Origin of the sequence: Actinobaculum suis (genome assembly GCF_900102025.1) — a bacterium.
In the GTDB taxonomy this organism is placed as follows: Bacteria; Actinomycetota; Actinomycetes; order Actinomycetales; family Actinomycetaceae; genus Actinobaculum; species Actinobaculum suis.
Genome location: NZ_FNAU01000007.1, coordinates 1 through 26,482, shown reverse-complemented (window position 1 = coordinate 26,482; position 26,482 = coordinate 1). Strand labels below are relative to the sequence as shown.

Below are 26,482 nucleotides of genomic sequence, written 5' to 3'. Positions count from 1 at the left end.
TGTAGGCGGGAGAACAACCAGTAGCCACGCCCCGCACGCCCGGCCTGTTACTCTCGCGCACCTACGCAAGTTTCCCGCTCACCCAGCCGCTTCTTTCCGCTCACCTTGCTAGATCTTCGCGCTTTGGCCGCTATTCTTCGCCCAGCAACTCGCGAATGCGCTGGGCAGCTTCGGGGCGCAAAACCCGGCGGGCTTCCGCGCGGTCGGTAGTGGCCCGGCACAGTGCCCGGTAAACCGGCGGAATATCAGCATAACTTGCCGGGCTGGCCACACCAGCAACTTCCTTGGCGGTGCTAGTAGCTGCTGTTTCTCCCGCAGAATCACTTGGTGCTGCGGGCTTGCCCTCACTGGCTTGCGCCGCGGGCGTACTGCTTGGCGCCGCAGGCGCGCCCGCGCCGGCCGGGCTGTTGCAGGCCGCGGTTTTATTGAGGGCATCGAGGGCGTGGAGGTGTTCGGTAATGGTTTCGGCGTCGCCGCGCACTACCGGGCCGGTAAGCCCGGCCTCTCCGCTACTGAGGGCGCCTTCCAAAGCGGCCGTCAAAAGCGGGCGCAGATATTGCGAAGAATCCTCTATGCCCACGGTTTCCAGGAGACGTTTCGCCTGGGTGACCAGCGTGACCAAATGGTTAGCGCCGTGCGTGAGGGCCGCGTGATAAGCGGGGCGGTCTTCTTCTTCCACGGTGAAAGGCTCTCCCCCGATTTCGGCTACGAGAGCCTGCGCAATAGGTAGCAATACGGGCGGGGCAGTAACCGCGAACGGGCATCCGAGCAGGCGTTTTATGTCCAGCGAAGTACCGGTGAAAGTCATGGCCGGGTGGACTGCCACGGTAAGAGCACCGGCAGTGGCGGCAGCGTCCAGCACGCCCGTGCCGAAACGGCCGGCCACGTGTACCAACAACTGCCCGGGCCGCCACAAACCAAGTTCGGCCAGGCCCGAAACCATCGCTTCCAAATCGTCATCGGGCAGTGCCAACAGCACCATTTGTGCCCGGGCCACTACCTCTTCAATCGGGAGTGCAGGCACGCCCGGAAGCATCGCATCCAAACGGTCTTGGGAAGCTTCCGAAGCGGCATAGGCACCGATGATTTCATGGCCGGCACCGCGCAGCGCCGCCCCGAGCACCACGCCTACTTTTCCGGCGGAAAGAATCCCGATCTTCATGCGGCCCGGCCGGGCTTGCGGAGAATTTGCTTGCGGGCTTCCTTCGCGCAGGTGGCGTTCCTGCCAAGCTTCGGGCTGTGTGCCCGATTCGTGTGGGCCATCTGCGGGCGGCGTCGTTCGCATAAACATGCTCCCCACAATACTCGCGCATCTACGCTACTCGCCTGCCGCCGCACCGCGTGGCCGCGCGGGTACTAAGCCCTACGCGGCCGCGCGGTGCGCTAAAACTTTGCTACGCGCGGCGGCCACGCACGCGGTCTTCCACGGCGGAAACCAATACGGCAAGCGCGGGCGTTGGGATCCCGTTGCGGGAGGCAAGTTCCAGGATGTCGGTGCCGAGCTCTTTGAGTTCGGAGGTAGGTTTGCCGGCGGCTACATCGCGCGCGAGCGAAGAAGTGGCATCCGGGTCCATAGCGGTGAGAGCTTGGATGACGTCGCTGCGCGAGGTCCGCAAGCCCATGAGCGTGGAGAGGCGGGCCAGTTCATCGGCCGCATTTTTCACCAGGTCGGGGTGGCGTTGCAAGGCTGCCCCGATCGGCAGGTTGGTGGCCGCGGTCAGCAAGGCAAGTAGCGACTGTGAGCGGAGTTTGCGCCACAGCACCTGTTCTTCTGTGCCGCCGAAGCCGACGTCGAGCCCACCTTCGAGGAGCACGCGCGAAATTTCGCCATCCATGGCACTATCGGGCAGTTCGATCCGCATAAATTTCGAGGTGTGTTCGATCACGCCAGGAGCGGTGCGGCTGGAGAGTACGCGAATGGCTCCGCACCACGATTCGTGTTCGGTGAGATCATGCACGCGCCGGGCGAAGGCGAAACCGTTGAACAAGCTACCCAGTTCGGAAGGGTTGGCGGCCTTCACGGTTTTGGCGATGTTTTCAAGCGCATATGCCTTAGTGGTGAGAAGGATCTGCGCGCCGCGAGCGGGTTTCGTAACCGCTTTTACTCGAACCGAGAAATTCCCGTACTTTTTGGAACGGATTACCAGGCCATCGTTATTGATGGCATCAGCCGTACGCGGAGTAGCTACTACCACTACATCCTGCCCATTCTTTGCAAGTACGCCGGCAATAAGCCCGCCAACACCACCGGGCCCATATATATGCAACATGAGTTCAGGGTAATATCGGCTTCCCACAAAATGAAGACTTCACTCAATAATATTGCCGATCTCTCGCTAGATGCCCGGGCTTTCGTCACGGGTTCGCGGCCGCGCGGGCGGCTTTCCCCGCCTGGTTTTCAGTTTCGAGCAGTTGTTGTACATCCGTCAAACTCATGTTCTGCTGCTCTACTTTGAAAGTGGAGGAAACCATCGCGAAATTGAGAGTTGCCAGGCCGAGTTGGCGCTGCACCGGCCCCTGCTTAGCCACCAGAGACTGGTAGTGCTGGTGGAGCACGAGGATGAGGCGACGCCGCCACCACCGGCCGTGCCGAAGCACCGCCAAACGGGTGGTGAGGGCAACCCCGGAACGTTTCCACCCGATCGGGTCGAGCCAGCGCGAGGCGCGCGGGGCCGGAACGAAACCAGCCACCTGGAAATTGCCGCTCAAAGCTTCCCGCAAGAAAACTTCCCTATCCGGTACCCCCAGATCGGGCATAAGCACCCAGGTGGCAAGCAGTACTTCTTCGAGAGTGCCGGCCGGAATAAGCGGGGATTTATTGGGGTCTCCCGAGGCGCTCTCGGTAATATTCATCCCATCGGCGGTAACGAGTTCTAGTTTCCACCAGCCGAACAATTTCCACAGGCCCGGCTGGGAAAGTTTCACGGCATGTACACGGCCGGGCGGAATGGTTTGGGCTTGATAGGAAATCAGGCCGGATTGCATGTGCAAACCATCCGGGGTTACGGCCACGCGGGTGCCCCATGCGCGCGCGAAGTTCCGGAAGATATTAATCGCCACGGTGATGGCAAAAATGAGCGGGGCCCAAAAGCCTCCGGTTTCAGCCGCCTTATACAACCAAATACTGATCGCTACGGAAAATAGGCCGGAAACCGCGGTGAGAGAGAAAATCAGGGAGCCAGCCAGCCGGGAGAAGCTAAGGCGGTAGATTTCCTCGCCTTCATTTTCGACGCTACGGCTGGCCCAGTCGCCTACTTGTGGGGCTTGGCCCGCACGCACACGCGCTACCACCGCGAGCAGTTCGGTGCGTAGTTTCTGGCAGTCGGCTACCGAAAGGAGGCCGATTTCCAAGTTTTCTAGGTGGATGCCACCCGGCGCTACCGCGAGGCTCCCCTGCCCCGTGAGGCGATCAAATAATCTGCGGCGCACATCTATTTTCTGGATACGATCCCAGCGCATGTGCTTATGTTTCTTCATAAGCACGCCGTAGCGCACGTGTACCCCCGAATCGCTCACCGCGAAGGAACGATGCCGCCAATCCAGGTAGCCGTAGAGAGCCGTAGCCGCCACCACTGCAGCTAGGCCGGCAAAAACCAGCCAGTAATAACCGGCAATCGGTTCGATAAAGCTAGCCAAGGTTTCCCGCAGATTGTCTTTATCTTCCAGTTTTCGGACGAATATAACCAGCACCCATAGAAGGATTATGGCCAGCACGCTCAACGCGCGGCGTACCGACGTCCACTTCGAAACCGGTTGCCAAAGTTCTTCCGGAACCGCCGGGATTTCCGCGGTACTCATTTAGATTCCCTCCAGGCGTGCCTGCGCATTATCGGTGAGGCGAATGCGCAACCGTTCAGCTTCCGCGCGCGGCAGGCCCGGAATGTTTCCCATGCTCCCCGCGGAAGCGGTTTCTAAGGTGAGGTTGGCTAGCCCAAACCGGGAAAGGATCGGCCCGGCTTCTAACGTTACTGTTTGCATGCGGCCATAGGGAATTACGGAGAGGTTTCGGAACATAATACCCCGGCAGATGAGGAGTTCTTCCGCGGTTTCGTGGTAGCCGATCGCTTTGACTTGCCGCCCAGCGATAATACAATGCCAAATTCCGATCACCACAACTGCGGCCGGGAAAACCCACGTCCAGGGTTGTTTCCACCAGAAAGCGCAGGCGGCCGCGAGCGCGAGAGCCAATACTCCCCAGGGAATAGCCCGGGCAACGATCTGCACATTCCGGTAGAGCGGGGAGACCGGGGTGAAAGCGATCTCGGGCGCCAGGGGTGTGTACGTCATGGCACCAAAATAGCATTTTCCAGGGCCGCGCATGCGCACCGTTTCATAAAATCGCGTTTTGGGGAGCGGTAAGAGGTGTTACGGGCGGGTGCCGGTTGCTGCCGGACGGGTGCCGGGCGGGTGCCGGGCGTTAGGGCGGGCGCTGGGCGCTGCGGGCGGATGCTGGGCGTTACGGGCGGGTGCTGGTTAGGGCTGTTTTGGTGCTAGCGGGTGGTTCGGTTTCGGGTGGGCGTCTCGTGCTACCTGGGGGCCCGGTTGTGGGCCTACTGCTGGGGTTTGCCCGGTTTCGGGTTCGTCATCGCGCGGGTCGATGCGGCACCAGTGTTCGACGACGATGCCCACGCCGGTGAGCACAATACTGGCCAGGCAGGCCAGGGCCACGCTCAAAGTTTGGTCATTGGTCCAGGCGGTAGAAATCCCCACGGCGTAGGCGAGGGCGAGCACGCCGAAAAAGCCCGACATGAGCGCTCCGGTGCGGATTGCGGCCTGTGCGAAAGCATAAACGCGGGCAGCGGTGAGCCGGTCGATATAGCTTTCTTCGCCTTTGCGTAGCCGGCGTACTTGCCAGCCATACCAGGCGAGCACGCAGGCTACTAGAAGAATCGGCAAAAAGGTTGCCAGGGGAATACTGGCCGGAGAATGGGTGAGAAGCCGGCGGCCAATTTCGCCGCACAGCAAGCCCAGTATGGCCCAGCCGCAGGTAACTAACCAGGGGGAGCGATTCACGCTTCACCTCCGGGCCGGGTAGAACTACCTCGCGGCGCTGTACTTCGCGGCGCTGCGCCGCCCGGCCGGGGATTGCCCGCCGGTGCGGTTTCAGAAGCATTACCCGCCGGCGCGGTTTTAGAAGCATTACCCGCCGGCGCGGTTTCAGAAGCATTACCCGCCGGCGCGGTTTTAGAAGCACTGCCTGCGGGTGCGGTTTCAGAAGTGTTGCGCGCGAGCGCGGCCGCAAGTTCGCGTACGGGTATGCCGTCTAGTTCGGCTTCGGGTTGTATTTCTGCCCAGGGTTCGAGTACGAAACCGCGCGTAGCGGCCCGCGGGTGTGGCAGTTGCAAGCGCCAATATGAGCTTTTAATGTCCCCGAATTTTTCGATGTCGATATCGAGGGTGCGCGGGCCCCAATGGGTGTGCCGCACCCGCCCGCCACGCACCTCAATTTCTTGGAGAGCGGCAAGCAGTTCTAGGGGTGCGAGCGCGGTAGTAAGCACGAGGACCGCATTCGTATAGTCCGGTTGGGTGGCTTGGCCGGGATCCAGTACCGGCTCAGTGCGGTAATAGTCCGAGACGGCGCTGACGTGCACGGGCAGTTTTTTGATTTCGCCAATTGCCCAGTCCAAAGCGGCTTCTGGTTCTCCCAGGTTGGCACCTAAACCGAGTACTACCTCTTGGATGGTGCCGCGGGCCAGTAGTGGCCCATCGCGCCGTACGGTAACGGCCACGTCCGTAAATTTTTGGGCTACCGGCGCCTCGGGTTTGTGCACGGTTACTTGTGCGGCCAGCCCGCCGCGGGCCAGGGCCGCTTCGGCAATACGTGCCGCCAGGGTTTCAATCAGGTTTACGGGTGGGCCGGCCAATATAGCTTCGGCGTCGGCCGCGAGATCCGCATAGGAAACCGTATCGGCCACTTGATCGCGCGCCGCTGCCTGGCTGGCATCCACCAACACTTCAATATCGGCGCGGAAGGGCACGCGGCGTTCGCGCTCAAAATCGAAAACGCCGTGGCTACCGATCGCTTCCACTCCGTGAATCGCGACGGTATCAAAAACGTACCCGTAACGAGTGGTTTCCATTACCTCCCGCCTCCACTTTCGGCACTCTGGGAACTCCGGGGTCTCTGGGAACTCTCGGGGCTCTGGGGACTCTGGACTAACCGAGCGCCCGAACTACTGGCGCCGTATGCTTCCCGCGTGCCGGGCATCTGCGGGTAGGCGCCTTCCGCGGCAAGATTCGCCACCACTTCGGTGGCAACGCGCGAAGGAGCAACGTCGTGCACCCGCACGGCCCACACCCCTTTTTCCGCAAAATATTGCGTGAGCGCCGCGGTGGCCGCATCGCGCGGATGCGCGCTAAGCGTGGCCCCATCCATAGTTTCCACAGCATTAGCACCCGCCACCTCGCTGGTATTGGCCACCCCGCTGGCACCCGCCACCTCGCTGGCACCGGCTGGCGCGGCGTCACCACCCGCTGGCGCGGCGTCACCTTGGTGGGCCGCACCTTGGCTGCTATCGCTTGGGAGAGTATCACCGGTACGGGTATCGCCAGGCCGGGTATCGCCGAGCCGGGTGTTACCGGGCCGGGTTTCGGTGGCGGCGAGGAAGCGTTTGCGCGAAACGCCGATTAGTACCGGGTAGCCCAAACTGAGGAAGGGTTCGATGTGGGCGGCTAGTTGCCAGTCTTGCCGGCCGGTTTTGGCGAAGCCGAAGCCGGGGTCCAAAATGATTTTTTCGGCCGGAATCCCGGCGGCTATAGCTAGTTCTAGCCGGGCGCATACTTCGGCTTTTACTTCCGCGGCAATATTCGTGTAGTTGGCCCGCGCGTTCATTTCTTGGGCGTTGCCGCGCCCGTGCTGCAAAATGTAGGCGGTGCCGTATTCTTGTGCCGCTTGGGCGACGACGCCGAACATTTCGCTATCGCCTTGCCCGCCGGTCACGTCATTGATAATGGCCGCGCCGGCGCGCGCGGCCCGCGCCGCGGTTTGGGCATGGTAGGTGTCTACGGAGATAGGGATTTCTGGGGCCAAGGTTTCTACCACGGTTTTGATCCGCGCCCACTCTTCTTCCCAGCTGAGGATTTTCGCACCGGGCCGGGTGGATTCCCCGCCAATATCGATCACGTCTGCGCCGCGGGCTACAAGCCGGCGGGCATGCGCAATGGCTTTGGTGGGAGTATCCCACGCCCCGCCGTCGGAAAACGAATCCGGGGTCACGTTGACGATACCCATCACGCGGGTGCGGGGGCCTCCGAAAATCTCCATAAACTCTGCTCTCCTTGGGCTTATTTACCTGAGCTTATTTACCTTCGAGGTTTATGTACCTTCGATGAGGCTCATCGCTTCGGCGCGGGTGCTGGCTTTGCGTAGCTGCCCGCGTACCGCAGACGTAACCGTGGTAGCACCTTGGCTCCGTACTCCCCGCATGGTCATGCACATGTGTTCGGCTTTGATAATCACCAGGGCACCGGCCGCGCCCAGCCGGTGCATGAGGGCGTCCGCAATTTGGGTAGTGAGCCGTTCTTGTACCTGCAAGCGGCGGGCATAGCCTTGCACCAGCCGGGCTAGTTTCGATAATCCCGTCACTTTGCCCGCGGGGCCGGGAATGTAGACCACGGCCGCGGTGCCGTAGAAAGGCAACATGTGGTGTTCACATACGGACTGGAATTCGATATCTCGCACGATCACCATTTCATGGAAACCGACGTCGAACTGGGCGTCCAGCACTACGTCCGGATCGTGGCCGATACCCGCGAATACTTCTGCCATGGCCCGGGCGATCCGGCCCGGCGTATCGCGCAAACCTTCGCGGTCTGGATCTTCCCCAATGCCACGCAGAATCTCGCGCACTGCGGCTTCGATGCGCGGCCCGTCAACGGGCCGCGTTCCCGTATAAGCGTTTTGCGGCGCGCCTGGCTTTGCCGCGGCAGCTGGTGCTGGTTCGCCCTGCCGCGCAGCACCGTGGGTTTTCGGCCCTGGTTCTTGTTGATTTTTCTTAGGCAAGTGTGCCTCCTTCCGGCTCTCCTTCTGGTGCCGGCGCAGGTGCATTACTGCTGCCCGGTGCCGGCGTTGGCGTTGCCGTTGGCGCCGCGCCAGTGCCCGGTGCGGGAGCCTCTCCCGGTGTTGCCACACTGCCGCTACCCGGCGCTGCCGGTGCCGTTGGGGCCGGCGCGGGGCGCGGTTCGGCTTCGGGAAGCGGGATCGGCGCTAAGTGGGATACCGGCCGGTTGGGGTCCGAAAGCCACACTTCGCGTTTGGGGGCTTTGCGCACGTTCTTGAAGATTTCGGCCAGTTCGGCTTCCAGCACGGTTTCCTTCTCGAGGAGTACGCCAGCCAAATGGTCGAGCACATCCCGGTTTTCGTTAATGATTTGCCAGGCTTCGGTGTGCGCGGTTTCGAGCAGTTCACGCACTTCGGCGTCGATAATTGCGGCTACTTCTTCCGAATGCTTATTAGCCAAGGCGGCCGGGGTTTCCTGTTCTTGTTCGGTTGGTACCAAACGTACCGCCCCTATCTTGGTGCTCATCCCGTATTCGGTGACCATCTTCCGGGCCGTTTCCGTGGCCTTTTGAATATCATTCGATGCCCCGGTGGAAGGATCGTGGAATACCACTTCTTCCGCGGTGAAACCGCCCAGCGCATAGGTCAACTGGTCGAGCAGTTGGTTGCGGGTAACCGAGTAGCGGTCTTCTTCCGGCATGACCATCGTGTACCCGAGGGCCCGGCCACGCGGCAAGATCGTCACCTTGGTTACCGGGTCGGTGTGGTGCAAAGCCGCTGCCGCGAGCGCGTGCCCACCTTCGTGATAGGCCGTCATGCGCCGGTCTTCCGGGCTCATTACTCGGGAGCGCCGCTGCGGGCCGGCCATTACCCGATCGGAAGCTTCATCCACGTCCGCATTGGTAATGACTTCCCGGTGGTGCCGGGCGGCTAGCAAGGCTGCTTCGTTCAGAATATTGGCGAGGTCCGCGCCGGTAAACCCGGGCGTGCGTTTCGCGATCGCCGCAAGTTCGACGTCTTGCCCCAAAGGTTTCCCTTCGGCATGGACCCGCAAAATGGCTTCGCGGCCCTTCTGGTCGGGAGCATCTACCGCGATTTGCCGGTCGAAACGGCCCGGGCGTAGCAGTGCTTTATCGAGCACATCCGGCCGGTTTGTGGCGGCGATGAGTACTACTTGGTCGCGCGAGTCAAAACCATCCATTTCTACGAGCAGCTGGTTGAGGGTTTGTTCGCGTTCATCATTGCCGCCGCCCATGCCAACGCCGCGGCCGCGGCCCACGGCGTCTATCTCATCAATGAAGATGATGGAAGGGGATTTTTTCTTCGCCGTCTTGAACAGTTCGCGTACGCGCGAAGCACCCATACCCACAAACAGTTCCACAAATTCGGAAGCAGAAATGGAGAAGAAGGGAACGTCTGCTTCTCCGGCCACCGCGCGGGCGATCAGAGTTTTACCGGTTCCGGGCGGCCCGTAGAGGAGCACGCCGCGCGGGATTTTTGCGCCCACTTTTTCGTACCGGTCTGGGTTTTGGAGGAAGTCGACCACTTCGGAAACTTCTTGTACGGCTTCGTCTTCCCCGGCTACGTCTTTAAAGGTAACGTCTGGAATTTCGGCTTCTGGGTTACGGTCCCGTAAGCCCAGGCCGCGCCCGCTTTGCTGCTGGCGCATAATCCAATAAAAGACGCCCAAAATCAGGACTACCGGGAAGAGCATCACGAACAGGGAGCTGAGGAAGGACTGCTGCGGCACGATCGAACGGTATCCGCGTTCAATATCGGCCTTTTCGAGCAGTTCCGCTACCTGTTTGCCCTGCGGATCCAAGTATTGGAACCGTACCTGCTTACCCACCGGCATTTCCTGACCGTTGGGCATAACCGTCTTGGTATCTTCCTTCAACCACAGTTTGACCTGGTTGGCGCCGTCCGTCACTTCGGCCCGTTCAATCTGGGCGTTCTTCAGTAACTCCATGCCCTCGGAAGTGTTGACCAGCTTCCACTGCATCGAGGAATACAGGTTAAAGCCGAGTAGCACCGCCAAAAACACCAACACAATCCCCAGAATCGTACGGTTGCGGGATTTGCGGTGATTTTCTTCGCGTTGCTGCTCACTTTGCCGGCGTTGCGCGCCCGGGTTGGTGAGCAAGTTCTTGGGCGGTTTGGCTCGACGACGCCGCCGCTCACGTTCGTACTCGGTTTCCGGTTGCGTGCCGGGCGCAGTCCCCCCACTGGGAGTTTGCCCTGCGGGTAGTGCAGGTTGGCCGGATTGTTCGGGCTGGCCGGGCTGTTGCCCCGGCTGTTGCCCCGCTGCAGACAGGTGACCCGGCTGGCCGTACTGGCCCGGTTGGCCGTACTGACCTGGCTGGCCGTACTGACCCGGTTGGCCGTACTGGCCTGGCTGGCCGGGTTGCCCGGCATGTTGACCCGGCCGCGCGGGCGGTGCTTGGTGGCCGTAGGGCAGAGGCTGGCCGTAAGGCGAGGGCTGGCCGTATGGCACCTGCTGGCCGGGGAAAGCCGGTTGCCCGTATTGGCCTGGTTGAGCCGGATGCCCGTACTGGCCGGTCTGTATGGGCTGGCCATAAGGCTGCCCTGGTTGCCCGGGCTGCCCGGGTTGTCCCGATTGGCCGGCAGGTACTGCCGGGCCGTCCACGCCTGCTGGCGCGGGGGTTACCGCCGCGGGCGGCGTGTTTTGGGTGCCTTCGGCTGGGCTTTCTATTCTGGCCCGCCGGCCGGTTGCCGGGCGGACGGCGTCGTACCCGTGTGGTTCCTGCGAAGTATCGCTACCGGGCGTCACACCGCCTTGCGCACCGCGCAACGTTTCCTGCCCTGGGTCTTCGTTCTTCCTCTGGTCCACTTAACCTCCGTACACGTGGGGTGCGAGTGTGCCAACGAATGGCAAATGGCGGTAATCTTCCGCGTAGTCGAGCCCGTAGCCCACCACAAATTCATTAGGAATGTCAAAACCTACGTAATCTACATGCACATCAACCTTAAGCGCATCTGGCTTGCGCAAAATGGTGGCGATGCGGACGCTGCCGGCACCGCGTTGCAAAAGGTTGCGTTTCAGCCAGTCGAGGGTGAGGCCGGAATCGATAATATCTTCCACGATGAGCACGTGCCGGCCGGTAACGTCTGTGTCCAGATCTTTGAGGATCCGCACTACCCCGGAAGATTTTGTGCCCTTGCCGTAGCTGGAAACCGCCATCCAGTCCATGTGCAGGGGGGAATGGATTTTGCGGACGAGGTCTGCCATCACCATGACGGCTCCTTTGAGCACGCCCACTACTAGTAGATCACCGTCGTAATCGCGGTCAATGGCGGCGGCCATTTCGGTGAGCTTTTCCTGGATTTGTTCCTCGGTAATCAGGATGTGCTCAAGCTTATCGCCCATATCGGTCGCGTCCACCGACTCTCCTTTCTTCGCCCGCGCCTTCCTGCGCCGGGTGGGTTGTTTATTTCCGGCGGGCTGGCTGTGCCAGTTTCCGGATGTACGTGTGTACACGTTACAGAACCGCGGCGCGCGCGTGCCGTGTACCTTGCTACTTTATGCCTTCGAAGCGCAACTGGTTGTTACTTCTCACCGCTTTCACCCCGGGAAGATCAGTTTGCCGCGTTCCGCCCGGGCCGGTAACGAGCGCTTCCAGGGCTTGCGTGTGCGCAAAAGTTAGTTCCTGGGCACCTGCCCATTGTGCCAAGATTCGCAGCACGCGCGAACGCAGTGCTGGCGGGAGCTGTTTTAGTTCGCCGACGCCGTACTCACCCCGCTCGCCTGCGGCGAGGCGGCGGGCAATATTTTCGGCGGTGCTTTCCAGGTATTCGCTATCGCGGCGCAAGAGTTTGGCGGTGCGTGCCAAGGCCTGCATGGTTCCCGGGCCTAGTACGTCCCGCAGTGCCGGGAGGGCTTGGTGGCGAATGGCTGCGCGGGTGAGGGATTCTCCGCTAGCTGACCGCCAGGGCCCATCGGGCCGGTTGCTTGGGTCATCAACCCAGGAAATTTGTTCTGCGGCCAGTGCTTCCTGTAAATCTTCGCGCGTGATATCCAGGAGCGGGCGCAAGGCAAGCAGGTCCGCATGTTCTGGGAGCGGGCCGGCTGGGGCCATGCCCGCTAAAGACCGCGCCCCCGAGCCGCGGCCGAGCCCCAAAAGCACCGTCTCGGCTTGGTCATTCATGGTGTGGCCCAGCAGTACGGCCACGCCGGGCAGAAAACTCGAAGCTGAAAGACCAGTGCTCAGAAGCTGGCTAGCGCCCGCGATTTCGCGTGCGTAGGCGGCAATGGCGCGGTAACGGCCGGTCCGGGCGCTCCCTTCCGGGCTGGATGCAGCTGCCGAGAGTTCGATTTTGGCGACCCGAGCCTCAGAAGCTCCCCATTCGCGCATAGTGTGAGCTACTTGTGTAGCTTCCGCGGCAGATTCGGGCCGGATCCCGTGGTCCACCGTGATTGTGGATACCGGGTAGCCTTCGCGCCGGCCCACGAAAAGCGCGGCATGAGCTAAGGCTAAGGAATCTGATCCGCCGGAAACGGCAACCACCAAATGGGTGCCGGCCGGTAGCCCGGTTTCGGCGAGCAAGCGGCGCAGGGTGCGCCGTGCTTGCGCAAAAGCAGGCGGTGGCCCAGCCATCATTGGGCGACTCCCTGGCTGCCCTGGCTGTTTTCTGCTGCTTCTTCTTCGCTCGCGCCATATACCACCCGTTCGACCCAGAGAGAGGGGCGATAGATTTCGTACAGGGTAGGAGCGTTCTCGCTCTTTTCCCACACCTGGTTAAGACCGTGCAGGCCAACTTGTGCAACCACAGCCTGCACGAAGGCGCGGCCCTGCTGGTACTGTTCGGCTTTCGAGTTGAGCCCAAAACATTCGAATACGTGTTGCAAACGGGAACGGCGGTTGCGCCGATCGAGCATTGACATATCGAGACGGCGGCGGGATGGAACTATCCGGTGCGGGACGGTATTCATAATGTATTCGGCGTGACCCTCGAGCAGGCTCATTAGGGCGTTGATGTTTTCAGTCGCCTTTTTATCGCCCTTGTTGACGCCGCTAATTACATAGCCGGCCAAGGTTTCTTGTATCCACGGGGCTACCCGGTACTGCGCGGCATGGGTGAACTCGTGCGCGGCCGTCCACAAAGCTAGTTCTTCTCGCTCTAGGCCGTATTCGCGTTCGAAATGGTAGAGATTAGGCGAAACGAGCATGATCGTATCCGTTATTGGTTCGTATTGGCCCATTACATTTCGTGCCATGAAGGAATAAATGAGCGGTACCAACGGTACTTCCGGCAGACCAGAAACATCACCAATCGTGCGTTGTGCGGCCGAGGAGGCTCCGTCCAACCAATCTGCTCGACTCACGGCCCCCACCCGCACCTCGGAAAGATCGACGTCTAATTCGGTAAGCCGCGGAATCAAATTGCGTGCCCGCTTAGCTTGCGTGATCAGTACTGTATTGACCGCTTTCGCGGTACCTAAAGGTGCTGCCGGGCCACGCCCGGCAATCAGTTGTGCTAAACCACGCGCCCCTGCCGCGATTGGATCCACGCGGGGATTCCTTGTTCCGGGCCGGGATTTCCCGGCTCTGCTTCCCCGCGCTTTCGCGCCCAATAGTCCCGCACCAAAATTCCCCGTCAGTTCCATGTGTATACCTTAGCCGGGACCTCCGACACATTTGGCGTGAGACAGGGGAAAATGAATTGTTGCTCTGTCCTTATATCAACAGCACTCTCATTTAGGCCTCTTTGCTAGCACGGTTTCCATGGAGGCGGGCATCTTCGGCAATAGTAAACGGGAGGGGCAGAACCGTAGTGGTTCTGCCCCTCCCGCTGGTTACAGCCGGTCTAACGGTGCCGGTTTTGTATCAGATTTCGCGGTGCCGGCACCGGCCAGGTTTAGCGGCGGTCGACTGCCGGGGTGGCGATGCCGTCGCCGTCCCAGTCACCGATATGGACTGAGTCCTTGGCGTTGCCGTACGCATGGACTTCATCCGCAACGCCGGTGCGCAGCCCGTTTTGCAGGTAGAAGTGGTTGCCGCGCACCACGCCCACGGTATCCCGCCCGTCGCCGTTCCAATCGCCAGCGATCGGCTTATCACTATTGTTTCCGTAGGCGAATTCGTGCGTGGCCACGCTGTCCGTGAGCTTGGCTTGCACGAAGAACCGGTTGCCGCGCACGGCCAACAAGGTGTCTTTACCGGTCCCGTTCCAATCTCCAACCAGAATTTCATCGCCCGGGTTGCCGTAAGCGTAGGTCGCATCGGCGACGCCGGAGGTGAGGCTGTTGCGAACCAGTACCTGGTTGCCACGCACCACCGCGATCGTGTCCTTACCATCGCCGTTGAAATCACCCACGAGCACGCGGGTATCTTCGGGCGAACCATAGGTGAATTCGAACTCGGCTACTCCCCCGAAACGATTGGTACCGAGGAAGGTATTGCCGCGGCGCACCATGGGCGTATCCACGCCGTCGCCATCCCAATCACCGAAGATGATCTCATCATCCGGGTTGCCGTAGTTGACCGTGCGATCAGCCTGGCCCTGACCCCAAGCGTTCACGTAGAACATACCGCGCGGGTCGTTCTTCTCGGCCCACACGCCGCGCTTGGCCGGAGCAGGAGCAGGCGCTGGCGCAGGCGCTGGCGCAGGTGTATCCGGCTTTGGCGTAGGCGCGGGGGTTTCGGTATCGCTACCGGTGCCTCCCTGGTCACCGCCCTGGTCGCCACCCTGGTCGCCGCCCTGGTCGCCACCCTGGCTTCCACCCTGGTCGCCACCCTGATCGCCACCTTGGTCGCCACCCTGGCTTCCACCTTGGTCGCCGCCTTCGGTGCCACCTTCAGTACCTTCTTCGGTATCGGTGGTGGTTGCGGCCGGCATCGTGTAGACGCCGAGCTCGGCGGCGGAAACATAGCGGTTAGCACTGCCGTCACCGTGGGTTCCCGTCACCTTGATACGCACGTAAGAGACTTCTTCATCGAGGAAGAAGTTTGCCGGCTGCGCGGAGTTCGGGAACTGGCTCGAAGCCACCTGGTGCAGGTTTTCGGCATCCGGCCCCACCCACAGTTCGGCATCAGAAATACGGCCATTGGAACCGCCGCTGCCGCGCGGCAGTATTTCTACCCGGACCACGCGGGTGGGCTTTTCCAACTGCAGATCAATATTCATCGGCAGGCTGGCTTGCTGACCCCACGGGGTGTGCCAGATAGTGGCCGGATCATTATCGAACAGGTTGCTTGTACCATTATTATCCTTGGAGGTTTCGGCCGGCAATTCCGAAGCGAGCGTTACCTTGACAGCTACCGGGTTGCTTTCGCCTTCCCGCACCGTCAGCTTGGCATGTGCCCGCGCATTACTCAGCTGTTCCTTACCGTCGATTTCGCGGGTCACGAGCCCGAAGATCGGGTATTCCCCATCGGAAGCTCCCGCCGGGATTGTTACCGGCACTTCCACCTTGGTTTCCTTACCAGGTTCCAAAGTCGGTACTTCCACCTGGTCTGTCTTGGCTTGCCACCCAGAGGGCAGGTTTGGCATCAAAGTGAGCCCGGTGAGCGCTTCCTTACCCAGGTTCGTGAGGGTGAAGGAAATAGTCGAATCGGCACCGCGATGCACAGCGCTTTCCGGGTTACCGGAAGCTAACGGGAGTGCCCCGATCCAGTCCAGGCCGAAGGTGGCGAACATGATGTCGTTCGTGTAGTTACCCGAACCGCCTTCGTAGAGGATGCCGTAGCGGCCGTCACCGAGCGCGGCCATGGTCGAATAGGCCATGTAGCCAGTGTTGAACTGGGTTCCGCGCGACCAGGTAGCGCCGTCGTCGTAAGAAATACGAACCAGGCCGTTTTGGCGCCCTTGCGGGGAAGACGAGGAGTAGAGAAGCACGCGCGCTTCCGGCGAACCTTGCGGGGCATCCGGGAAGGCACGGATGATGGAGGCGTTATTGCGCGGGTCCGGCAGTTGGGTTTCCACCCACACGTCCCCGTAGGTTTGGCCGCCATCTTCCGAAATCGCTACCTTCCGATAGTTCGGCCCGGAACTTGGCCGCGAGTTGACCATAAGCCGGCCGTCGGAAAGTTCTACCACCTTGTTTTCATCCATGCCGACGCCGAACAGTTCACCTGCTTGCCAGGTTTCGCCATCGTCGTCAGAGAATACGGAAACGGCGGCATAGTTGCCGTTTGCTTGCGTCATTGTGTACTGCTGGACGAGCCGGCCGGCATGTTCACCGTACTTCATCTGAATACCGGCACCGGAAGCCGCGAAGCGGGAACGCGTAGCCGGATCCTTGGTGATTGCCGCGGTGATATCTTTCGGTTCGCTCCAGTTCAGACCGTTATCGTCCGAATGGGCGACCACGGCGTGCAAGGCATTGCGCTGGTCTGGATCGGTACCAGCATGCGAATCCTGGAAGCGTGCATCATACGACTTCACGAAGAAAGCGTGAATGCGGCCAGTCTTCTCATTGACTATGAAGGACGGATCCGAATAGCCGTACTTATCGGCCGACTGCATAGTGCCATGGCCGGTAGCAATTTCCGTGGGCTTTTCCCAGGAAGCGCCGCCGTCTTTAGAAATGCGAAGCACAATCGAATTCGGGTTCGGGGCATCCGCACAAGAACCGGGCCGGCCATCATAGGCGGCCAGCAGCCAGCTGTTCTTTGCCTTAGCTAGAGCCGGAATCCGGTAGCAAGTGTAATCATCGCCCGCTCGGGCCAAGCGCACCGCTTCCATATCGCCACGCTGGGCGGGAGTGGCCGCCGGATCTTCCTTCTCCCGCTTCCCGGGAACCACCTTGATCGGTTCGGCTTCCGCGCGAATATTGGGCTCGAGTACGTCGTTTCCGGCCGCGTCCGTCGTCGCACGGAAAGATACCCAAGGTGTGAAGGTTCCCGCTGCAACGTCTTCTGCAGTCACCTTATAGGTCGGGAACGGGCATCCCTTTGTATCTCCAGCCAGCAGCTTGCCCCACCGGCAGTTCTTATTGTGACTTGTAAGAACGTTATCCAGATTCGTGGAATCCGGGTAGGCGGTAATAGTCCGATCAGAAAGGTTCTTATAGGTGATCTTGAAGGTGAGCGTATCGCCTTCCATAACAGGTGCGCCAAGATCATCTGTACGTTCCAAAGACACCTGCAAGAACTTCGGGTTAAGAACCTCTACCTCGCCTTGTGAACCCTCACTTGCTTGCTGGGCTTCTTCCACGTCCGCGAGCCGGAACTTTGCTTGTTTGATATAAGCAAGGTCTGTAGTTACCAAATAGCTCTTGCGCTTCGGATCCACCCAGGATTTAGAGAAAGCTTCATCCCAGTGGCCGTAGGAATGCATAATAAACGTGCCATCCGGCAGCGTGACGACGCCGGTGTACCCGGTATCCCCACCGTAACGGTTGTTTGCGTAATCACGGCCAAGCAGAATGCGGTACTCGCCGTCTTCACGGTTCATGAGTTGTTCGTATGTACCAACCCAAGCAACCCAGTTGCCGGCCCGCCAGTCATTTGGACCATCAAATTTGTTGTTGCCATTGAGGTCGTAGCGGATTTCCCGCATTGGAATAACTACGCGTCCGCTCACCGGATCATATGTGGGCTTGTGCCGTTCACCAGCCAAAGAACCTGGCATGGAAACCGGTTCGGACCAGGTTTCACCTTCGTCATCGGAGTAGATCATCCCGGGCAAATTATTGTGCGATTGACTGCGCGAAATGCCAACGATCCGTTTCCCGTCCGGAGAACGGAACATACCGATTTCGCACATCTGCCAGGCGGACTCCTTATCGCGATACTTCGCCAGATAAGGCTCTGGTTCGGTCCAGTTCTCAACGCCATTTTCAAACGTCAAATAGGTCTTGAAATTGACGAAATCGTGGTTGTGGTAAACACCCATCCACTTGGGGATCGGGTTACCTGCTTCGTCACGCAATTGCACCAGAGAAGCCATTGCCACAATTGCGTCATTGTCTTTGTTGTCTGCGGCACGGCGCGGATACCAGTGCTTGTATTCCGTCCACGTTTCGCCGTTGTCATCAGAATAAGAGGTATTCCAGCCGTACTGGAAACCCGCACTATCGCGGCCCCAACCAGGGTTGGCGGTAACCAGCATCAGGCGTTCTTTACCCTCGGCTAGCGGGAGTACAAAAAGCGTGGGGGTTTCTTGGGATCCCTTCCAAGATTCGGGAGTGTTAGTTTTTTCCTTCCAGGTTTCTCCTTCATCGTCGGAGACCATCATGATGAGTGGTCCGTGCCCGTGGCCTTGCGGGAAAGCAGAAATGAGTCGACCAGTGCGAGTACGAATCAGATCTGGTTGGCCCAGGTACTGCCGTTCGGTACCCGGAGCTTTCATAACATCTGTTACGTGCTTTCCTGGAAGCTCATATTCGGGCAAGGTATTGCGCAAAGTGAGTTCTTTTTCAGCCGGCGAGTTTTTCTCCGCGGTGGCTTCCTTGCCATTTTCAGCGGTTGTAGCCTCGTCATTTTCTGCTGTGTTAGCTACCGACTCTGCGGCAGGATTAGTCACAGCGCCGGAAGCTTCCGGCGTTTTTGCCGAGCTATCGGAGTTTTGTGCACCCGGGTCAGTATTTTCCGCGGCTTGCTCGGCCGGCGCGGCTTGCTCGGCCGGTGCTGTTTGCTCGGCCGGTGCGGCTCGCTCTTGCGTTTCTATCGTGGGCGCGGTGGTTTCAGTTTGTTGTGCCGAGCTCGGCGAGCTCTGTTCGCCGTGCACCGGTGTGGCAGATACCGTTAGGGGCGATACGGTAAGTGCCAATGTTGCCACGGTGACCGCGAATGCTTTCCACGGGCGTGGCATCCCCTCTTTTTTCATGTGTTTCCCTTTCACGCTCAGGTGTTGCAAACGACGCCGGCTTCGGCACAGCCCCGTGCCCTCCGGCGTCGAAAAACAACGCGTGCATATCTAATATCCCGCTACCGGGGAAACTGGGAAGTTTTCCGCGCGGCAAACGTGGACCAGATACGCGCGCACTGAGTACATGGACGAGTTATCGCAAAGCGCCTGCGGCGCTCCCAAGTTCAGCATGCGACCCTGCACACAGAACTTGTCCGACAAATCCGAGAATACCGGATTAGGGGCAACCTTGCATCCCTTTCAACCTTTTCTGCAAAACCTGGAAAGACCCGCGCGAGCGCGGCATTTTCGCACACCCAGACGGCGGTGCACAGCTCCTTTGCGCGTACTATCGACGGTCAGCGAATTTATCAGACATATTCGCAAGCGGGCTGTTTTTTTCATCACTCAGCGCCATGCGGTTCCCGCCGTTTTCCAACTTCCGCCCGCCCGGGCAGCACTACTCCAGCGCTACGAGCTTGCCCAAAAATTCATCTTCTGCCGCCCGCGCATCCAGTATCGAACGGTCTTCTAAACCGTTCACTAGGATTGAGTATTCGAGCACATTGCCGCTGCGGGTGGTGAGTACGCCCGAAATTGAAACGGCTTCGGCCAAAGTACCGGTTTTGCCACGGATTTTCCCGCCCGTGTCCGGGCCTCCCAGCCGTTTATCCAAAGTTCCATTCAACCCGGATACGGGCAGCCCGGCTCCGATTGCCCCATAGGTAGGATCCTGGTGCGAATAGACGGCATCTATAATTGCTACCTGCAATTTCGCGGTTACCCGGTTTTCATCAGAAAGCCCGGAGTTATCGGCGATTTCTACGCCGGTGAGCGGCAAACCGAGTTCGGTAAGTGCGGTGCGGGTGGCTTTTGCGGCCCCCTCGAAATCCGCGGGTTGGCCGGTGGCCACGGCCATGAGGTGGCCGAGAGTTTGCGCCGTCGTATTATCCGATTCGGTGAGCATATAATCGAGCAATTGGCGTACGGTCGCCGATTCCACGCGGGCTAGTTCGCGGGCCGTTTCCGGAGCGCTGGCCTTTTCGACCTGGCGAGTGCCGGCCGCGGCATTACTATCGGCACCATTTTCTGCCTCGCTCCCAGAACCCGCTTGCGGCCCGGAACTATCTTGCGGCCCGGATTCTCTGTTTGCGGCGGCGTCGCCACCATCTGCTGGAGCGGGAGCCACGCCGCGCACCTCAATCCCCTCTTCATGTAAACGATCCGCAAACACCAAAGCCGCGTTACCCGCCGGGTCTGGTTGGTAGCCGTGGCGGGGCACCAGGGAACCATGCACGGCGAGCGGCGCCATTTCCATAATGTAAGCCTGGTTACCCGGGTGCATGCGCGTGTTGTAAGCCGGCCCGGTAAATAGGGAGGCATCTACGCGCAGGTCAACGCTGGTAATTCCGGATTCTTTAAGGCGCGCCGCGGTACTGCTGGCAAGCTCGCCCAGGCCCGCGTGCCCATCCACACCTTCCGGGTTGCCGCTATCCGGGGAGAGCAGGTTATCGCCCCCGCCCACCAGATAGAGCGTGGTGCCATCCAATCGGGTGACGGTGGGGAAAGTCGTATCGGGCCCCAGTACGTGCAGGGCCGCAACCGCGGTGAGAAGTTTCTGATTAGAGGCGGGAATGCGCGGCGTATCCGGGTTGAGGCTGGCAAGAGTTTGCCCACTGGCCGGATCGCGCACCACCACAGAAAGGTCGCTGGTTGCGCGCGGATCAGCCGCGAATTCCTGCAGGGCTTGTTCCACGCGTGGGCGATACTTTTCCGCGGTCTCGTTTGCCGGGGCGAGCGCAGGCGTGGCAGCGCCTGGCGTGGCTGCCTGCGGGTATGCGGCTACCGGTTCCACACTGGGTGCCACGGTAAGCGGCCCGGGTACCACATCCATTGCATCCAGAGCTCCGTACCCGCTTAGTAGCGTAATAACGACGCCGGCTACCACATACGACTTTTTCACAGGCTCATTCTCGCACGCTCAGCTGGTTTCCGCCGCCGCGCGCGCCGCAGCCCGCGATTGGCCGCCAGGATTATGCGGCACGCAGCGGTTCTGCTCCCGTGATTTCTGCTCCTGCAGCGCGGGCGGTGCCCGCGGTTGTTACGCGGTTGTTACGCGGTTGGGAATTGCGGGTTTCCGCTCTGCGCCGCGGGCGGACGGGCCGTAATCTGACTAGAAAACAACTCCTGAGAGCCAAATAGTTGGCCCTTGGCACAAAAGACGGCAATAATGGGACCCTAGCCAGGGAAATATAGTGCGCGGTGTAATCGAGGAGGACAACACCATGATGGAATTCGACGTCACGATCGAGATTCCGCGGGGCAACCGCAATAAGTACGAGGTTGACCATGTCGATGGGCGTATCCGTTTGGACCGGATGCTCTTTACGTCAACCCGCTATCCGGACGATTATGGTTTTATTGACGATACTTTGGGCGAAGATGGTGATCCGCTCGACGCACTAGTGCTATTGGAAGAGCCCACCTTCCCCGGCTGCGTGATTCGTTGCCGCGCGCTCGGTATGTTCCGCATGCGCGACGAAAAGGGTGGCGACGATAAAGTGCTGTGCGTGCCGGCAACCGATCAGCGTGCCTCGTGGCGTACCGAAATCGAAGATGTTTCCGAGTTCCACCGGCTGGAAATTCAACACTTCTTCGAAGTGTACAAGGACCTAGAACCGGGCAAATCCGTGGAAGGCGCCCACTGGGTAGGCCGCGAAGCGGCAGAAGCCGAAATCCAGCGTTCCTACGACCGCGCGAAGGAAGCCGGTTATTACACGACGGAACTCGGCAGGCAACGCAATAGCAAATAGCAAACCGGCCACCTAAACCGGAAACCTAAATCGGGTTTAGGTTATCGGAGCTTTAGCTTCCGTGCCGGCGCTTTCTGCGGCGGAAGGTTTTAAGGCTTTGTTGCGGGCGGGCTTTCGGGTCCGCCCGCAAATCGTTCATGTCTACCAATGCGGCGCCGGCGGCGGCGGGAACGGCGGCGTGCGCGGCTAGCCTTTGCCCCCGCACTGCCGGATGCGGGGGCTATTTTAGTTATGCCCTCGCTACCCGCTACGCCCACTGTGCCGGCTGTGTTCGCGGTGCCCGCGCTGGCGGCTGTGCTCTCGCTACTTGCCGCGCCCGAGTTGCTGGCCGCGCCCGTGTTACCGGATGCGGCGGCGTCGGGAAGATTTTTGCGGGTTTTCCGGTAGATGCGGATCTCGTAACCCCAGTACACGAGCACTAGGAGGAGCGCGACGCCGAGCCCCACCGCCCACCACGGGAAGCGCGGCAGGGCAGATTTTTTACCGGCGTCGTCGATATCGCTTTGCGGGGTGGGGATCACGCGTTCGCCGGTCACCAGGATCCGGTGCGTGTTGATGCCGAGCGGCGTACAGGTAATCAATGTTGCTAGGTCGCGCCCTTCTTGCACCCGTACTTCTTCGGATTCTTCGGGCAGCACCACTTGAATGGAAAACACGCGGTAAGTGAGAATTTCGCCAAAGACTTCGAGGGTGAAAGTGTCCCCTTCCTTTACTTTGTCAAGGTTCGTGAACATGGTGGCGCTAGCTAGGCCGCGGTGTGCGGTGACCACGGTGTGCGTGGATTTGCCACCTACCGGAAGCGAGGTGCCTTCCAAGTGGCCGGCGCCTTTCAGTAGGGTTTCATCGCTGGTCCCGTGATATACGGGAAGGTCGACGTCGATGCTGGGAATCCGTAAACGGGCCATAAGATCGTTCTCGCCCACGTTGAGCTGCTGCATATAGGGCAAGATTTTTTCCCCGCTCTCGGGGTTTTCCGCCAGATGGCCGACGCCTTCGGGGATGCGTTCATTGGAGCCGAGCACTGCTCCGGCGGAAAGGGCGTCGTTGTAGAGATGAGCTTGGGCAAGCTGTTCCGCTTTGCCCGGTTCGGCATGGTCTACCTCAGTAGCGTAGTCATCTACCAGTTGGGACTGTTCCCATTGAGCCTTCCAGCCGGCCACGCTCGGGTAGAACCACAAGCCGGCGCCCAGAAGCACCAGGAACCCCACCAGAAAGGCCGTGCCTAAACGCTTCATCCCTACTCCCAATAGTCTTTGGAAACCGTGTTTGGACCGTTCGCACTAAATTTCGGCGCGTGCACGCGTACCCGAACTAATTTTGCTGGGTCTTGCAACGATGCCGTTTTTACACGGCGCAACGCGATCTTTTTTAAGAAGCGCGGCGCCTCAGAAATAAACATAGAGGAAGGGTGGGGCGTACCTGGAGTGTTCCAGGGCACGCCCCACCCGTTCTCTTGCATAGCCACTCGGCGTGCGTAGTGCTCAGCATTCAAGACGAGTGCTAAAGCATCTCAAAAGGAGGGAGCCGAGTTTGGCTTTACTGGCCGTGCTTAGCCACGCACCTTGGAGCGGCTGTTGCGGAAGGCCAGACCACCAGCAAGTGCGAGCACCGCGATCGCGGAAACGCTCAGCAAGAGCTTGCCCTGCGCACCCGTCAGCGGCAGGTTCGGACCCTTTTGCTGGGTGTTCGTCACGTTGTCAGTATCTTGAAGCTGGTATGCACCCGGCTTGAGGGTGATCTTCTTGGCGGTGTCGTTGAGCACGTAACCAGCCGGAGCCTGGATTTCCTTCAGGTAGACAACACGTTCGGTTACCTTGTCACCCTTACCGAGGTAGATACCCGGGAAGTTCACAACGCCGTGTTCATCAGAAGTAGCTTCCGCAAGAAGCTTCGTGCCCTGCTCGTCAGCGTAAATTCCGAACTTAGCGCCAGAGAGAGGCTGCCCCGGGTTCTGCGCGTCAACCTTCTTGAACTGGTACTGACCGTACTTCGGCTTTTCCGTCGGGGTAATAGGCGGCGTCACCGGCGGGTTCTCCGGGGTTCCATCCCACTTGCCGAACGGATCAAGCTGACCATCGATCGGCCACGCGGTGTTCTCCACCACTCCACCTTCCGGCAGGGAGGTGATCTTCGTCTTCAGCGTGAATACAACGTTATTACCAGCCTTGATCTGCTTCAGACCAGATTCGGTCAGCGCGATCTTTGCGTGCTTCGCAGGAGCGTCACCCGTCGTTACCTTGAAGTCGACATCCGGGGTCAGCGCCTTACCTTCTACTTCCACGCCAGCAGAATTGGCAACGTAATCGAGGTACGGCTGCAACTGATCAACAACGCCGTACTGGCTCGGGGAATCCTGGGTCGCCTTGGTAGTAATGGTCCAGGGAATCTCATCGCCAATCTTGCGGAGGTTCTCGTCCGTCGTCACTTCCTTGGTACCCGGAGTCTTAACGTCATTCTTCGGGTATACGTGAACGTTGGTCAGCCACTTACCACCGGTCGACGGCAGCGGGATCGTCACGAAGAACGGATCCGCCTTCTTGGTGATCGGGTTATTGCCCGGGTTGGTTTCCTGCACCAAGTAAACACCAATCGGGAGATTTGCGAACGTCGCGATACCTTCGCTATTGGTATCTTGCTCTTGTTCTCCCTCAACCGGACCGGAACCAAGGTTAATAACCTCAGAGCCAGCCTTTACCTGGTTGTGATCCGCATCGAAGGTGAGGTCCTTTACCTTTTCCCAAGATGCATTGTCCTTAAGATCCAGACCCTTCACCGGGGTAACGCGGAAGGTAACACCTTCCAGAGGCTTGTTGGCCAAGCCCGGCTTGATTTCCGTGCCGTCGCCACGCTGGGTTGCAACAGGGTTGTTTTCCAGCTTGTGGACAATGATCGAACCATTGTCAGTTGGCATATCGCCCAGCGCCGGTGCGGCAAATGCGGGGCGAGCAAAGGCTGCGCCTCCAAACATGCACGCAACGGCAAAGGCCAAGGCCAAAGCGATAAGACGCTTTAGCTTCATAGGTTTTGCGCCCATATGTAATTCCCTTCAAATCGGAACTCGCTGACTGCGTGTATCGCTGTACTAGCCGAGTTTCTCCTTGAGCCTGCGTCCAAGCATGATTAGAGATACAGTGAGAGCAACAAGTAACGTTCCTCCCCCTGCAAGGCGGAAGATATCGCGTCCGATTCCTCCGCTAAGCGGCAACGCAGGACCAGTGCGCTGCTCGTTGAGAATGGCCTGATCGCCTGTCAAGGCGAATGGCTCATCCGAACCAAGAGTGATTTCACGCGAGGAGCTATCTAGCTGATAGCCACTCGGTGCTTTCGTCTCTTGAAGCCAATAAGTGCCCAGAGGTAGGTCCGTAACTTGTAGGACGCCAGGAGTGGGATCTGTATCGGGACCCGTGCAAGGGGCCTCGACGCAATCCTCAAACTGTACTGACGTCTGGGGACCGCCCATATCCTGGGGGTACGTTAACCTCCATTGCGAGCCACCCAGGAGTGGGCGGTCACCTTCCGCGGCGCGCTTTTCGAACTTGATAGTTCCGCGCATCCGCTCATTAGGAAGCATTATTTCCACGTCTTTATCGGTGATCACAACCGACACTGGTTTCTCGATGGTTTTGAACCCATCCGGAGCCTTGGTTTCCGTGAGCCAGTACTGGCCCTTTTCGAGACCGCGCCAAGTGAAGGCGCCTTGCTCATCGGTAACAACCTTGGTAGAAGCATTGCCATAAATCGGTCGCAAGCTGTCTGGGTAAACCGGGTTGTCATAGCCCTGTTCGGGACGGAAGTTTCCATCGCCGTCAGAATCGCGCCACAACTCTAGCTCTGCGCCAGGTAGCGGCGCCCAGGTATCGGCGTCGACCTTCGTTACCGTGAACTGGAAACGCTTGTGGTAGTTGAAGAAGCAGATGCTTCTATCTCCGCCAGAAATCTCTACCCGTTCGGGGTCGCGAATCACAAAGCCTTCCGGCGCGCTGACCTCTTCAATCAGGTATTTGCCATCCGGCAAACCGGGGAAGACAACCACTCCATCTTCGGGGGTAAGGACCCGGCCGTCATCCGCGTCCGGAACCCTCTGCTCAGAATTGGTGACAACCAGCTCATCGGTGTTTTCCTGCAACTGGCCGTCGCCGTTAACATCGCGCCACAAACGGAGCGTCGCACCCGGGAGGCGAGTCGAGGTATCGGCGTCGAGCTTGACCACTCGCAAACTGTGCCGCGGTTTACCATTCGTGAAGGTACAGGTTAGATCCAAACCGGATTTAACCGCCTTGGGAACCTGGAAGGTGTGGCTGGCCGTATCGCCCTGAATATTGAGAGCATCGGTGCCAGCATCCACCACGGTTTCTCCGTTGCCATTCACGCACTGCAGACGCGGAGCATAGGCGCTGCCAATGTCCCCACCGGTCGTGAGTTTTTCGGAAACCGTAACGCTCGTACCGGCCGTAACCGGGAGCGGACCCGCATATTCGGATTGCAAACCGGTTTCGGTGCCGGTTGTGGTAGCGGTTTCCTTCACATCACCAAATGAAGCAGTCAGCTCGAACTGATCATCGGGACTATTCCGATCAATCACGTTCTTACGCACGCTCAAAGTGGGCGTGTAGCTGAAGTCGCCAGCCATATCTGCAACTTGGGTATTCCACAGCCTGTGGTAGCGGTACCAAATCTGCTCCGGGGTGTTACCGTCCTTTAGGCACCAGGAGGCACTGTTTAGATCATCCCATCCGGCCTCTCCCCCAGGGGAGAGCTTGGTGGGACCTGACCCCCTGTTGGTGGACATAGGCTAGCCCCGGCGTTCAGCCGGAGAAAGGTAGTCTTCTACCATGTCCCGTAAAACATATTCCGCGCA

The 26,482-nt window shown here is 59.6% G+C and carries 18 protein-coding genes; 1 reads left to right on the top strand and 17 read right to left on the bottom strand.

Features of this window, described 5'->3' with window-relative positions:
- Positions 1–130 precede the first annotated feature (130 nt).
- The 14 genes from BLT47_RS04815 to dacB form a co-directional block, all read right to left on the bottom strand.
- A complete protein-coding gene (locus BLT47_RS04815) occupies positions 131–1,291 on the bottom strand; it encodes a Rossmann-like and DUF2520 domain-containing protein (RefSeq protein ID WP_320753497.1) in 1,161 nt (386 codons plus the stop codon).
- 103 nt (positions 1,292–1,394) lie between these two features.
- Positions 1,395–2,270, bottom strand: a complete 876-nt coding sequence (locus BLT47_RS04810) for a ketopantoate reductase family protein (RefSeq protein WP_074662293.1) — start codon at positions 2,268–2,270, stop codon at positions 1,395–1,397.
- 85 nt (positions 2,271–2,355) lie between these two features.
- The gene (locus BLT47_RS04805; protein ID WP_074662288.1) at positions 2,356–3,798 is read right to left on the bottom strand and encodes a PH domain-containing protein; all 1,443 of its coding nucleotides are present in this window, start codon (positions 3,796–3,798) and stop codon (positions 2,356–2,358) included.
- Positions 3,799–4,287 carry a PH domain-containing protein gene (locus BLT47_RS04800; RefSeq protein ID WP_074662284.1) on the bottom strand — a complete coding sequence of 163 codons (489 nt, stop codon included), beginning with the start codon at positions 4,285–4,287 and terminating at the stop codon, positions 3,799–3,801. It abuts the gene before it with no gap.
- A gap of 186 nt (positions 4,288–4,473) precedes the next feature.
- Positions 4,474–5,013 carry a DUF3180 domain-containing protein gene (locus tag BLT47_RS04795; protein WP_049620496.1) on the bottom strand — a complete coding sequence of 180 codons (540 nt, stop codon included), beginning with the start codon at positions 5,011–5,013 and terminating at the stop codon, positions 4,474–4,476.
- Positions 5,010–6,080, bottom strand: coding sequence for a 2-amino-4-hydroxy-6-hydroxymethyldihydropteridine diphosphokinase (gene folK, locus BLT47_RS04790; RefSeq protein ID WP_074662280.1), 1,071 nt, complete (start codon positions 6,078–6,080; stop codon positions 5,010–5,012). Before folK ends, BLT47_RS04795 begins: the two co-directional genes overlap by 4 nt.
- Positions 6,080–7,264 carry a dihydropteroate synthase gene (gene folP, locus BLT47_RS04785; RefSeq protein ID WP_065414946.1) on the bottom strand — a complete coding sequence of 395 codons (1,185 nt, stop codon included), beginning with the start codon at positions 7,262–7,264 and terminating at the stop codon, positions 6,080–6,082. Before folP ends, folK begins: the two co-directional genes overlap by 1 nt.
- A 51-nt stretch (positions 7,265–7,315) precedes the next feature.
- Positions 7,316–8,002, bottom strand: a complete 687-nt coding sequence (folE, locus tag BLT47_RS04780) for a GTP cyclohydrolase I FolE (protein WP_256332527.1) — start codon at positions 8,000–8,002, stop codon at positions 7,316–7,318.
- Positions 7,995–10,142: an ATP-dependent zinc metalloprotease FtsH gene (gene ftsH, locus BLT47_RS04775; protein ID WP_407706096.1), complete on the bottom strand. Its 2,148-nt coding sequence runs from the start codon at positions 10,140–10,142 to the stop codon at positions 7,995–7,997. The genes folE and ftsH overlap by 8 nt, the downstream gene beginning before the upstream one ends.
- Positions 10,143–10,850: 708 nt before the next feature.
- The gene (gene hpt / locus BLT47_RS04770; RefSeq protein WP_049620312.1) at positions 10,851–11,402 is read right to left on the bottom strand and encodes a hypoxanthine phosphoribosyltransferase; all 552 of its coding nucleotides are present in this window, start codon (positions 11,400–11,402) and stop codon (positions 10,851–10,853) included.
- Between the two features lie 133 nt (positions 11,403–11,535).
- The gene (tilS, locus tag BLT47_RS04765) at positions 11,536–12,618 is read right to left on the bottom strand and encodes a tRNA lysidine(34) synthetase TilS (protein WP_256332526.1); all 1,083 of its coding nucleotides are present in this window, start codon (positions 12,616–12,618) and stop codon (positions 11,536–11,538) included.
- Complete coding sequence (locus tag BLT47_RS04760) at positions 12,615–13,529, bottom strand: zinc-dependent metalloprotease (protein WP_074662271.1); 915 nt, start codon at positions 13,527–13,529, stop codon at positions 12,615–12,617. Before BLT47_RS04760 ends, tilS begins: the two co-directional genes overlap by 4 nt.
- Positions 13,530–13,876: 347 nt before the next feature.
- Positions 13,877–18,790, bottom strand: a complete 4,914-nt coding sequence (locus BLT47_RS04755; RefSeq protein ID WP_074662267.1) for an exo-alpha-sialidase — start codon at positions 18,788–18,790, stop codon at positions 13,877–13,879.
- 481 nt (positions 18,791–19,271) lie between these two features.
- A complete protein-coding gene (dacB, locus tag BLT47_RS04750) occupies positions 19,272–20,774 on the bottom strand; it encodes a D-alanyl-D-alanine carboxypeptidase/D-alanyl-D-alanine endopeptidase (protein WP_074662264.1) in 1,503 nt (500 codons plus the stop codon).
- A gap of 325 nt (positions 20,775–21,099) precedes the next feature.
- Here dacB and BLT47_RS04745 point away from each other — a divergent pair, with 325 nt between their 5' ends.
- A complete protein-coding gene (locus tag BLT47_RS04745) occupies positions 21,100–21,624 on the top strand; it encodes an inorganic diphosphatase (protein WP_049620314.1) in 525 nt (174 codons plus the stop codon).
- 89 nt (positions 21,625–21,713) lie between these two features.
- Here the strand turns inward: BLT47_RS04745 and BLT47_RS04740 are convergent, their stop codons facing one another.
- The 3 genes from BLT47_RS04740 to BLT47_RS04730 form a co-directional block, all read right to left on the bottom strand.
- Positions 21,714–22,859, bottom strand: coding sequence for a class C sortase (locus tag BLT47_RS04740; protein WP_074662261.1), 1,146 nt, complete (start codon positions 22,857–22,859; stop codon positions 21,714–21,716).
- Between the two features lie 314 nt (positions 22,860–23,173).
- Positions 23,174–24,658, bottom strand: coding sequence for a SpaH/EbpB family LPXTG-anchored major pilin (locus BLT47_RS04735; RefSeq protein ID WP_074662257.1), 1,485 nt, complete (start codon positions 24,656–24,658; stop codon positions 23,174–23,176).
- Positions 24,659–24,706: 48 nt separating this feature from the next.
- Complete coding sequence (locus BLT47_RS04730) at positions 24,707–26,413, bottom strand: MSCRAMM family protein (protein WP_143021771.1); 1,707 nt, start codon at positions 26,411–26,413, stop codon at positions 24,707–24,709.
- Positions 26,414–26,482 lie beyond the last annotated feature (69 nt).